14 protein-coding genes and 2 pseudogenes are annotated in these 10722 nt (G+C 40.8%); 4 read left to right on the forward strand and 12 right to left on the reverse strand.

Going from position 1 to position 10722, the window contains the following annotated elements:
- Positions 1-30: 30 nt before the first annotated feature.
- Positions 31-1188 carry a PucR family transcriptional regulator gene (locus H8Z82_RS14600; RefSeq protein ID WP_186995520.1) on the reverse strand — a complete coding sequence of 386 codons (1158 nt, stop codon included), beginning with the start codon at positions 1186-1188 and terminating at the stop codon, positions 31-33.
- A 180-nt stretch (positions 1189-1368) separates the two neighbouring features.
- Between H8Z82_RS14600 and H8Z82_RS14605 the strand changes: the two genes are divergently transcribed.
- Entirely contained in the window at positions 1369-1521 is a 153-nt protein-coding gene (locus H8Z82_RS14605) for a hypothetical protein (RefSeq protein ID WP_186995521.1), read from the forward strand.
- Positions 1522-1662: 141 nt separating this feature from the next.
- Entirely contained in the window at positions 1663-2682 is a 1020-nt protein-coding gene (locus H8Z82_RS14610) for a M42 family metallopeptidase (RefSeq protein WP_186995522.1), read from the forward strand.
- 200 nt (positions 2683-2882) lie between these two features.
- Here the strand turns inward: H8Z82_RS14610 and H8Z82_RS14615 are convergent, their stop codons facing one another.
- The 5 genes from H8Z82_RS14615 to H8Z82_RS14635 form a co-directional block, all read right to left on the reverse strand.
- A complete protein-coding gene (locus H8Z82_RS14615; RefSeq protein ID WP_186995523.1) occupies positions 2883-3077 on the reverse strand; it encodes a hypothetical protein in 195 nt (64 codons plus the stop codon).
- A gap of 120 nt (positions 3078-3197) precedes the next feature.
- Positions 3198-3920, reverse strand: a complete 723-nt coding sequence (locus tag H8Z82_RS14620) for a nitroreductase family protein (RefSeq protein ID WP_186995524.1) — start codon at positions 3918-3920, stop codon at positions 3198-3200.
- Positions 3921-4062: 142 nt separating this feature from the next.
- Positions 4063-4563, reverse strand: a complete 501-nt coding sequence (locus H8Z82_RS14625) for a flavodoxin family protein (protein WP_019161038.1) — start codon at positions 4561-4563, stop codon at positions 4063-4065.
- A 38-nt stretch (positions 4564-4601) separates the two neighbouring features.
- Positions 4602-5630 carry a S66 family peptidase gene (locus H8Z82_RS14630; protein ID WP_186995525.1) on the reverse strand — a complete coding sequence of 343 codons (1029 nt, stop codon included), beginning with the start codon at positions 5628-5630 and terminating at the stop codon, positions 4602-4604.
- Between the two features lie 28 nt (positions 5631-5658).
- On the reverse strand, positions 5659-5841 hold the full coding sequence (locus tag H8Z82_RS14635) for a DUF6440 family protein (RefSeq protein ID WP_019161036.1): 183 nt from the start codon (positions 5839-5841) through the stop codon (positions 5659-5661).
- Between the two features lie 179 nt (positions 5842-6020).
- On the opposite strand from H8Z82_RS14635, the pseudogene H8Z82_RS18070 reads away from it, so the two are divergent.
- A pseudogene (locus tag H8Z82_RS18070) lies at positions 6021-6374 on the forward strand (IS1182 family transposase); the annotation flags it as partial.
- Between the two features lie 4 nt (positions 6375-6378).
- Here H8Z82_RS18070 and H8Z82_RS14640 read toward each other — a convergent pair.
- From H8Z82_RS14640 to H8Z82_RS14665, 6 genes are all read right to left on the reverse strand, one after another.
- Positions 6379-6699, reverse strand: coding sequence for a TfoX/Sxy family protein (locus tag H8Z82_RS14640; protein ID WP_186995526.1), 321 nt, complete (start codon positions 6697-6699; stop codon positions 6379-6381).
- An 11-nt stretch (positions 6700-6710) separates the two neighbouring features.
- Positions 6711-7457: an N-acetyltransferase gene (locus H8Z82_RS14645; protein ID WP_186995527.1), complete on the reverse strand. Its 747-nt coding sequence runs from the start codon at positions 7455-7457 to the stop codon at positions 6711-6713.
- 4 nt (positions 7458-7461) lie between these two features.
- Positions 7462-8094 carry a GyrI-like domain-containing protein gene (locus H8Z82_RS14650; RefSeq protein WP_186995528.1) on the reverse strand — a complete coding sequence of 211 codons (633 nt, stop codon included), beginning with the start codon at positions 8092-8094 and terminating at the stop codon, positions 7462-7464.
- Positions 8091-9008 (reverse strand): helix-turn-helix transcriptional regulator, encoded by a 918-nt coding sequence (locus H8Z82_RS14655; RefSeq protein ID WP_186995529.1) that lies wholly within the window; start codon positions 9006-9008, stop codon positions 8091-8093. Before H8Z82_RS14655 ends, H8Z82_RS14650 begins: the two co-directional genes overlap by 4 nt.
- A gap of 179 nt (positions 9009-9187) precedes the next feature.
- Complete coding sequence (locus H8Z82_RS14660) at positions 9188-9505, reverse strand: 23S rRNA methyltransferase (RefSeq protein ID WP_330607993.1); 318 nt, start codon at positions 9503-9505, stop codon at positions 9188-9190.
- 118 nt (positions 9506-9623) lie between these two features.
- Complete coding sequence (locus H8Z82_RS14665; protein ID WP_330607994.1) at positions 9624-10535, reverse strand: recombinase zinc beta ribbon domain-containing protein; 912 nt, start codon at positions 10533-10535, stop codon at positions 9624-9626.
- A gap of 9 nt (positions 10536-10544) precedes the next feature.
- Here H8Z82_RS14665 and H8Z82_RS17945 point away from each other — a divergent pair.
- Positions 10545-10676, forward strand: a pseudogene (locus H8Z82_RS17945) (helix-turn-helix domain-containing protein); the annotation flags it as partial.
- Positions 10677-10722: the final 46 nt, after the last annotated feature.

Genomic DNA, 10722 nt, shown 5'->3' on the forward strand with positions numbered 1-10722 from the left:
ACATGGTTTGACACTATTTTTCATCAGGATTTATTTATGCATACGCCTGATATAAAATGCAATCTGATAGGGCAGTCTTTCTTCCGGTGTTTTCAGTTCATTTCCCAATATTTTTCTGATATTTCCAATACGGTACAGTACTGTATTCCGATGTGTGAATAATTCTGCAGCTACCGCCTGGATGCTTCCATCATGTTTCAGATAAGACTGAAGAGTGTCCACATAATCAGCATTGTATCTGCGGTCATGTTCTTCCAGTGCTGCCAGACATTCTGTTTCCATTTCCCTCAGTATCCCCTTGTCTTCTACCATATAAAGCAGGCGAAATAATCCACAGTCATCAAACTTTACCACCTGTTTTTTGTGAGTAAGTGCCATATGTGCCGCTGCCTTGGCTCTCTGATAGCTTATTGAAAGCTGTGAGATATCCATACATTTACTTCCGATCCCCACACACAATTCCAACTCAGGCATACGTCTTTTTCCCCTTTTTATAGCCCCAGCTACAAGTCGATACAAATATTCTTCCGAAACCGCATTGGCTATCAGTACAAAATCAGAATTATAATAAAAGAAGCTTGCATTATGCGTAATATCCTCCAGATATAACTGTATTCGATAAGACAATTTCTTTCGCTCCACCGTGTCCATAGAATCCAGCCCTTCACAAGTCAGCAAAAGCACCTGAAAGCTTCCATCCACATCAAAATACTGCAATAATTCTTTTCTGTATGCCTTCTGATTATCCGGGGTCTCAATAGCTGCAATCAGTGCTGCTACAATCTGCTCATCCGTATTATCCTGCAGAAATACGCGGATACTGAAATCTTTTATCATATCTGACAAATGCACTTCCCAGGGCACAGTCAGCAGCGGCAGATCATTTTCATTACAGTATGCTATCAATTCTTCCGGTATATCATAAATATACTGTCCCACATTAATGATCAACCCAGAGGCATGATACCGATTCAACAGCCTTACCAGATTCATCCAGTCTTCTTTTTGGGGAAATCCCAATCCTGTTGTTACAGCAAGCTCCTTTCCCCAGAAATTCTGTATAATTGTTGTATCCTCCAGAAGATGTACCCAACTGATGGAATTAGCCCAGCCATTTTGTCCGGCCAGAAACTTCATTTCGTACCTGTTTTCTGCTGTCAGAATCATATCTTCTATTGTAAAACTCATATACCCTCCCTGTCTCTTGCTCAAATTTTCACTTTCCTATCTTTCTTTCCTGATTATATCATATATTTGTGCTGTCAGCACAGATTTTACCTCTGATTTTTAGAGTTACCCCCTATAGTATTTCTTTTATTTTGTGCTAAAATATAAATAACCTAAAAAATATTCAAAGGAGGCGTGCTTATGAAATTCGCAGTTTATACAAATGATGCACTTCCTATTCCGGAATGGATCAAAACCGAACGTTATATGTATTGTGACAATTTTGTAAATGATTACACAAAGTCTAATCGTTTTAGTCTTCTTTCATTTGTTAAACGTCTCTTCCACAAATGATATACGCTCCCTTTTGTCGAAAAGGACATCCACCTCTCCGGATGTCCTTTTTTTCTCTGTTTTCCCTTGCCAGCTTGACCTTTTTCCTCCGGGTAGTTACAATGGCAATATAATTTATCAAAAATCAGGAGGAACCGACCTATGAGTTCTTATATGGATTTTATTAAAGAACAGTTATATACACTGACTTCCATCCCAAGCCCTTCGGGCTTTACCAGAAAAGCTACCGATTATCTTTTATCTGAATTATCTTCCCTGGGTTATTCCCCGGAACTCTCCAATAAGGGGAATGTATTTGTCACCCTGGGTGGTTCCGGTTCTCCACTGGTGCTGGCAGCCCATGTGGATACCCTGGGTGCTATGGTCCGCTCTGTCAAGGATAACGGACGCCTTCGTCCCACAACCCTCGGAGGCCACCAATGGTCCACTGCAGACGGTGAAAACTGTACTGTCCACACACGTGACGGCAGAGTTTACACAGGAGTCGTATTAAATACCGAACCATCTGCCCACGTTGCTGATCAGAAGACCGAACAGCTGGAAGAAAATATGGAAATCTTACTGGATGAAAATACAGCTTCCGCAAAAGAAACTCTGGCACTGGGTGTCCAGACAGGGGATATCATTGCCATGGATCCCCGCACAGTTGTAACAGAAAGCGGATATATCAAAAGCCGTTTCCTGGATGACAAGCTTTCTGCTGCGATTCTGATCGGACTTGCCAAAGCAATCCGGGAGGAAGGTTGGAAGCTGAACCGCAAGGTTTCCCTGCTGTTCACTGTCTATGAAGAAGTAGGCCATGGCGGATGTGTGGTATCCGATGATACAGAAGAGATGATCTCTGTAGATATGGGATGTGTGGGCGCTGATCTGGGCTGTACAGAACATATGGTATCTATCTGTGCCAAGGATTCCGGTGGGCCTTATAATTATGATCTGGTAACCACACTTTCCAATATTGCCAGAGATCTGGAGCTAGACTATGCCATTGATGTTTATCCCCACTACGGATCTGATGTGGAAACTGCCTTGCGCGCCGGCTATGATATCCGCCACGGCCTGATTGGTCCCGGGGTATATGCTTCACATAATTATGAACGCTCCCATATGGATGGAGTCCGCAATACCTTTGAACTATTAAAAGCTTATATTACAAAATAATCAGATGTCTGGTTATATTTTCATACAAAAAGAGCCTCTGTCCCTGTAAAACACAGGAGCTGTGGCTCTTTTTGTATGATTTAATCATGTGGAGAAAATCATCTGCTTCGCAGTGATTCATGTCAAGCGGATAAAATCATCCGCTTCGTTACGTAGCTCTACACCAAATAACTGCTCCGCAGGGGACTTACTTGATTCGGTTAAATAATTCCATGATCCTTGGCCAGCGCTTCAATGCTGCGGTCATAGGTTGCTTCCGCCTCTTTTGAAAAGAAGCATCCAGGCACTCCCTCATTATGATCACGATGATACGCCACACAGGCACAGCATTTTCCATGTCGTGGACAATCATACGTACATGGGCAGTTCCGTTTGTTATCACATTGATTTCCCATAGTCATCCCTCCACACATCATTAGTTATAAGCTGATTATATTAGATAATGGTATGGTCAGGCAATCGTTTCCTATGCTAAATCATCAATCGTTATTCTCCTTTTTGTTGTATCATAATTTTTAATACTGTTTCAGGTATTCTGACACTGATCTGCTCATTTCTTTAGAAAAATCCGAATTATATTTTCGGCTACAGAAGGCACTGCACCATTCTTCATAAGTGCTGTTCTTACATTGGTATGCAAACATCTCACGCAATTCCTCCCCATCGATACTACGATAAGTGTTTTCATGTACAATATGTTTTCGCTCACAACGTTCCGGCTTTTGACGCATTCTCTGCTGTTCAGTCGGCCATCCAAATACTAACATCACTGCTGGAAACACATATTCAGGAAGCTGCAAAAGTCTTCGCTGCTCCTCACAGTTTTCCATAATATCACCGATATAACATGATCCGATTCCAAGGCTCTCCGCAGCAACTACTGCATTCTGAGCCGCAATAGCTGTATCAGTAATCGCAAGCATCAAATCGCCCACTCCAGGTTTTCTAGGTTCACATCCTGCTTCCAGATAGGCATCGTACCATTTTTTACAGTCTGCACAAAATACCAGAACCATCTTCGCATTTGCAATAAATGGCTGATGGTCACAGCTTTCTGCAAGCATTTCTTTTAATTTCTGATCCGTGATATCAAGAATTGTATATAGCTGCTGACAGCCTGCCGACGGAGCCTGCATAGCAGCTTCCAAGATCATATTTTTCATTTCTTCCGGAATCTGACGGTCTTCGTATACTCTCACAGATTTTCTATGATATAAAGAATCTATAATTTCATTCATGATCAGATTTATTTCCTTTCATACTTCTTTTGCTTATATTATCTCTTTTTATAAATCAACAGCTCTGGATTTTCACCCTCATTCTCATATGTACATACCAGAATAAAATCCATGCTTGCCAGAATACCAAAACACCTGTCTGTTATAGTTTTCTACCAAACTCTCTAATTTCATTAATTTTTTCTTTTATTCTATCTTCGTTTATCTTTTCAGATGCAAATCCAGATTCAATCATTTCCTTTCTTCTTTCAGAAACCGCATTTTGATCTCCAACAGAAGTGATGACCCCAATATCTTCTACCCACATAATTCTTGCTGTCGTTCTATGGATTTCTGTGATACCTGCATAGATACCATCAATACGGCTGCTCAGAAACATACCGCATTTTTTTAGTTTTGACGGCTTGCCCAAAGCGTAAATCCTACTGATTACCGATTGGAGCGGACCACTGATATTTTGAAAGTAGATTGGTGATGCAAGAATCAGCACCTCTATCATATTCAAAGCTTCATATAACTCCTGCATATCATCCTTTTGTACACATACTCCATAATTCTGATTATGACAGTATTCACAGCCAAGACATCCGGATATCTTCTTGCCCTTCGGACAAGAAGCATCCCTCGCTTTCAGCTCGGTCAATACCGATTTTCTTAATTCTACATACTGGAAGTTATCTCTCAGTTTGCAAATCTGATTACTTGATTATCAATATCGACCGTTGCCACAACACCAAAGGGAATGATGCAACGTGGCTGGGCGTGTCCGATATTGATATTGCACACTATGGGCAAATTCGGATGATCAATTGCGTCTACCAGTATCTGTTTATATTCCTGCACATAAGTTTCATCCATCGGCTTTCCTATGAGAATACCTGAAATCACATCAAAAATGCCTGTTTCTTTTAGTGCGAGTACGGCTTTTCTGTATTTTTCAGGAGACATCTTCTCTTCGCTGGATTCTAGCAGAAGAATCTTTCCGACCCAATCTGCAATCTCTGGGAATAGTTTGTACTTCTTGCAAAAAAGCGGCATATCCACATAGCGATCTCCATTGAAAAAATCATAAATGGAATCAATACAACCGCCAAGAATCTCTCCTGAGAAAACAGAATTGCCTTGCAGTAATTCAAAACCATAATCGGGATGATATTTTAAAGGTGTGCCAACCCGATCGATACCAAAATCCGTCCTTTCTTCATACCAGATCTCGCTGGGTCTGACTTCTTTTATCGTTCCGGTACTTACCAGTTCTTCAAAATACTTTTTTGTATATGGGAGCATATCTTTGTCCAGTTCACAGACGTCCGCAAGGAAAGACTGTCCATAAAACGTTTTCATTCCAACCTTATGGAGCATGAAATGATTGACCGTCGTATCAGAAAAACCAAGAAATACTTTATCGGAGACTGCATCAGCCAGTTCATTATGTTCAAACAAGAAAGGCAACAAGCGATATGTATCATCTCCACCAATTGCACAGAGAATCATATCAATCTCCGGATTACTAAGGGCTTGTAACAAATCAGCCGCACGCTTTTCGGGATGGTTTTTGACATATTCTATTCCTTCAAGGGCATGAGGCATAAATTGAACAGTCAGACCAAAGTCATTCAACCTTTTTATTCCTATATCTACCTCATGCTTAACAAAATCCTCTCCTATTGTTCCGCTCGATAAACTGACAATAGCGATATTCTTTATCATAATCTTTGCATCCTCCCCCATCTCCAAATTATCTGTTCACAATCGGAGAAATCACTAGTTTACCCTCTCTGTCAAGCAGCGGAGTCATTCCTCCTGCATTCGCAGCCGCATGAAACACATAGTTTACCCCTGTTTCTCTGTCAACCCAGATTTCCGTAACATTCATGGTTCCCTGTGAGTAAATTCTTTCAAATCTGTCGTTTTTCCCCATCAAAATATCCTCCTGATTTCATTTTCATGACTTCATTATAACAGCTTCACTCTCCCCAGTCACCTCATATCTTTACATCTCTTTTAACGTAAGCGCCAATGGCAAAAAGCGCTCAGCCAAATACCACTGATAGAATCGAGGATAGACTGCAGGTACTCCAAAAAGAGCTTCTCAAAACAAACCGTTATACTTTTGTATGGCGTGGAAGCATCAATTACCATCTTGCAGGCCTTCTGGACTCTATCGACTAGCTTTTTGAAAAATATAATGCTTTTTTGCAGGAAAATGATTATGGATCAAAGTATGAGCTGGGAAATGCACAGATGCAACTTTTATGCGCATGAAAGAAGATCATATGCTTAAAGCCAGCATATAATGTTCAGATTGCAGTAGAGAATTATTTCATCGTGCATGGATATGTGAGCAGTGACCGCACCAATTATAATACCCTGATCCCGGTTCTTGAAAAACATAACAATGCTTTCGGAAGTATTCTGGAAGAAGTAACTGCAGACAGCGGGTACTGCAATGAAAGTCTTACTTGCAATTTTTCTCTTTCTTCTTCGGCAATTCTTCCCACATGCTCTCAACCAATTCACACAGAAACTTCCGATTATCCACATCATCAACCAGAATCATTTTTTTCGCACCATCATACGGCGGTTCCATCTCAGCATCCGGCATCATTTTCACCGCTACCGGAACCGGCTTTACCAAAAGTCTGTCATCATATATTCCACCAAAAACCTTTCCACGGTAATAAAGAATGAATTCTCCCATCATTGCCCGACTGCTGATTTCGTCCAGTCCTGATAATTGTTCCAGAACAAAATTCAAATATACCTTTGTTGATGCCATGTTGTTTTCTCCTATCTTCCCACCAGCTTTAAGAATTTCTTATCATTCATCTGCTCATTCGTAACATACTCCCCATCACAAAATAGTGCATAAGTCGTGATCGGCGTTGGTACATTCTGAGCATCCTTCCTACTTTCAATCTTCACAGCTTTGAGTGGAATACCATTCTTCTGAGCGGTTTCTTCCAAGATTGGTACATACTTTGCATTAAAAGGACATTGGTTTGTATAATAAAGAACATAGCCGCTTTCATTTATATGAGGGTGTTTTGCACATTCCTTGAATACCGGTGGCTCAGTTTTCTCTTCAAACGGCAGATACCATAGCTGGATTCCATTATCAGCCTCATCACAAGCTTTAAATCCTTTATATTTTAGAAACTTCGAATCGGCCAGAAATGGCTTTTTCCTTGCTGCTGCAAGAATACATAGGCCTTTCTTCCCCTTTTCTTTGCTGTCCTCAATACACTCGGAAAGTAAGTCACTTGAATATCCATGGCCTTTGAAAGATCCGGACACCCACAAACAATTAATATACATATAACCAGGTGCTTCGATTGGATTCCATGCACACTCCGCAGGTATGTACTCAATAAAGCACTTGCCGCGTTCTACGCTCTTAAGAAACACAAGACCTTCATCAAATCTATCCGCAAGCCAAGCCTTCTTTGATGATACCTGAATATCTTTATTGTTGGAAATGGCGCAGCAAATGTGCTCCTTTTCAAGATTTTCTTTCGTAACTCTAATATATTCCATACCTTTAAGCCCTCCTTATCGGATGCCTGACCACAGTCTTGCGTTTCTCCGGTGCCACCCTCCGTGCATCACTCAAATAAATTTCGTGGTGCATTCTCTGATCAGTAATATCCAGTGCATATCCTTGTTCTTCCATAAATCTGTGCATCTCATCTACTGTAGCAGGCTCATCGTCATACGATCCGATATGCATACACTGTACACACAGACCTTCATTATACGAAAAGAACTCAACTTTGGAGAAATCCTGTTTCTTTTTCTCCGTAGCTTTTCTGACTGCCCAGTCAAAATCTTCCCTGCTAACAAAATCAGGCAAGCGAATAACAGAAATCCACTTGAATTCTTCCTTGCGCGCATAATCGATTCCTGACACGCCTTCTTGCCACCAGAATCCCTCTAATGGCGGCACCACATAATCGAAATATCCGTCAATCTGATGATCTTCCTTTTTACTCATTTTTATCGTAAATGCAATTCCATACAAAAGTCCAATAGACTGCTTATATTCTCCATCTGCATCATTTGGATTACCGCTTCCCCTCACCGCTATATAATTCATTTTCGGGACTCTGACAATAGACGGTGTTCCCTTCGGCATGTAAAACTCTTTGTATTCCTTTTTATAATCAAACGTCATTTTCCTAATCCTCCATAGCTTTTTAATGTTTCTTCCGCATTCCTGCGAATAATGTCCCGTGCTTCTTTCGGCTCAAGCACCTCAGCCTTTGCTCCAAATGTCATGAGCCATGTCACAAGGTTTTCCATATCTGTATAATCCGCCGAAAAAAGCAGCCTTCCATCATCCGTCCTGGTAAAGCAATGCGGTCCAAATTCTTCAACCAACCGCCACTTTACATCCGGGGCGAAAAGGACTTTTACCTTTATCCCGCCCGGAAATATCTTCTCATTTGACAAATTCGGCATTGGTACATTTCTGCACATAAAAAACTGCTCCGATTCTGTAACGCAATTCATACGGTTCAACTTAAACAATCTGTAATCTTCACGTTCTAAACACCACCCCCATACATACCAGCTTGACCACCTAAAAACCAGATAATACGGTTCTATCCTTCGGTTGCTGTCTCCAGATGGAGCATAATACTTAAACTGTATAGTATGCCTGTTTTCTATTGCATTTTGGATTACTTCGATTTTCGGAACAAGAGAGCCTTTATACCATGAAGACAAATCAATCAACATAGAGTCTCTTCCACTGATAAACTCTGATGATCCGGTCTGGATTTTCTCCATCAACTGACCGTAGTATCGGTTTCCACTCACACTGTCAAGACTTCTCAGCCCCGCAAGGATCATCTGCATATCTTTGGATGTCAGAATCGTCCTATCCATACGATATCCGTCCATAATACTAATACCACCACCGGTTCCCTGTGCCGTCCTTATTGGAATGCCAGCTTTGCAAAGGTCTTCAATATCCCGGTTTATTGTCCTGCGGGATACCTCAAATTTTTCTGCCAGTTCCGGAGCCGTTGTCTTTTCTTCCTGCAGTAAGATTGACAATATCCCAATAAGCCTATCTATCTTCATAGTTCCCACACTCCATACATATCATATCTAACACAACACGACAACTATATGTCATGTTTATTATATCCACAAAAAATTTTTCTGTAAACAAAAAGCCTCCGAACATCAGGTTTTATTCCCAATGTTCGAAGGCTCTATAACATTAGTAAAATTCTCTCTTTCTTATAAGCCGAATCATCCTATGTTTCACTTGGAATCGTCTGAAAATACTTCAATGCCGCCTCGATTGCTGTTGCCTTCTCCTTTGGACACTGCGGCTGTCTGTCATCATCTGACTTTGCTTTGTTGTAATTCTCACGCTCTATAATCCCGTACTTAGCCTTAACCTGTGCAATATACTGATTTGAAACTTTCATACCATCATTATGCTCAGCCACATATGACTTGATTTCCTCATAGGTAGCTTTGCTTTCAGCAGAAGTAATATCCAGTTCGTCCATATCCAGTCTCACATTCACATGATGCTTTGCTTCATGAAGTTTGGACAAAAGGCACACAGTCTCAACATGTGTCGGTATCGGCTGGAGAACACATTTCCCCAGCCCCGTCACCGCATAATGAACACATTTTTTCAGCTACATTTTCATTCAATCGCTTAGCCTTATTCTGCTCCATTTATGACACCTTTGTTCCTTTCTGATTGGCTCTGTAATCTGCTTTTGCGTTATCTACCTTTAAGGTCTGATCGCATTTTAGTACAAATGTCAGTTTATATGGTGTTGGATTTCCTTCTTCATCATATCCACCAACAATTACCTTTTCCACAATGCTCTCAAATACAATGCGGTCAAATTCATCCAGAGCGTCTTCATTTTCCAGTATCTGCCGAAGCTGTGACATACGCTTGCTTATATTTTTCTGTTGTCCGATATTTTCTTCGAGATAAGCCTTTTCTTCCGTTAACTGATGAAGTTTCCGTTGGAAACTCAACTTCTTTTCATCATAATCTTCCTGCTCTATTTTACCATCAATCAGCAGATCTGTTAACCTGCTTTTTTTCGATTCAATAGAAGAAATGTCTTTTTCCAACTGTTTTACTCTCTTCAATTCGATATCGTCTTTCAGAATATCCTCTATTGTATTCAATACCGACTGAAGAACGTCATCAAAATTATCTGCCAGCAACCGGAATGCTTCCAGAAACGCATTTTCAATAATCACTTCATCCACCGCTTTACAGTTTGGACAACTGTCAATTCCATTCTTGGTGGCATTCATACACTGCCAGACTGGTTTCTTCGTTGTTGTGGTCTGATGTCTTGTTCTTCTAGACAGCTTATGACCGCAATATCCACATTCCAGCATACTGCTGAACGTAAACTGTCTTGTGTAACGCTCTCTGTTTCCGGTTGCCTGCATCAATTTCGGTTTGGCACGCTTTAAGCGAATTTCCTCTGCTTTATCCCAAATTTCTCTTGAAACGATTGCTTCATGATGCTCCCGGATATAATATTGATTTTCCTCTCCCATATTAGCAAGTCTTCTCTTTGAAATCGGATCAACTGTAAAAGTCTTTCCAAGAAGCACATCATCTTTATAAAAGAAGAACTGAAATCCGGCGAGATTACCAGAGATGAATATTTTGAATGGAAAACTAACTGGCCTCAGACATGTGATGACTGCGGTAAACGGGAACCGTCAAAGCAGTGGAGAAATTTATATAAATAATTCAAAGACCGAAACTCTCCATCTTGCTTTGAATTTCGGTCTTCTT

This window comes from Blautia difficilis (assembly GCF_014297245.1).
GTDB lineage: Bacteria > Bacillota > Clostridia > Lachnospirales > Lachnospiraceae > Blautia_A > Blautia_A difficilis.

Bases quoted from the DNA above. Each gene is read 5' to 3' on its own strand.
- H8Z82_RS14600 (WP_186995520.1), bottom strand. From the start codon at position 1,188: ATGAGTTTTACAATAGAAGATATGATTCTGACAGCAGAAAACAGGTAC.
- H8Z82_RS14605 (WP_186995521.1), top strand. From the start codon at position 1,369: ATGAAATTCGCAGTTTATACAAATGATGCACTTCCTATTCCGGAATGG.
- H8Z82_RS14610 (WP_186995522.1), top strand. From the start codon at position 1,663: ATGAGTTCTTATATGGATTTTATTAAAGAACAGTTATATACACTGACT.
- H8Z82_RS14615 (WP_186995523.1), bottom strand. From the start codon at position 3,077: ATGGGAAATCAATGTGATAACAAACGGAACTGCCCATGTACGTATGAT.
- H8Z82_RS14620 (WP_186995524.1), bottom strand. From the start codon at position 3,920: ATGAATGAAATTATAGATTCTTTATATCATAGAAAATCTGTGAGAGTA.
- H8Z82_RS14630 (WP_186995525.1), bottom strand. From the start codon at position 5,630: ATGATAAAGAATATCGCTATTGTCAGTTTATCGAGCGGAACAATAGGA.
- H8Z82_RS14635 (WP_019161036.1), bottom strand. From the start codon at position 5,841: ATGGGGAAAAACGACAGATTTGAAAGAATTTACTCACAGGGAACCATG.
- H8Z82_RS14640 (WP_186995526.1), bottom strand. From the start codon at position 6,699: ATGGCATCAACAAAGGTATATTTGAATTTTGTTCTGGAACAATTATCA.
- H8Z82_RS14645 (WP_186995527.1), bottom strand. From the start codon at position 7,457: ATGGAATATATTAGAGTTACGAAAGAAAATCTTGAAAAGGAGCACATT.
- H8Z82_RS14650 (WP_186995528.1), bottom strand. From the start codon at position 8,094: ATGACGTTTGATTATAAAAAGGAATACAAAGAGTTTTACATGCCGAAG.
- H8Z82_RS14655 (WP_186995529.1), bottom strand. From the start codon at position 9,008: ATGAAGATAGATAGGCTTATTGGGATATTGTCAATCTTACTGCAGGAA.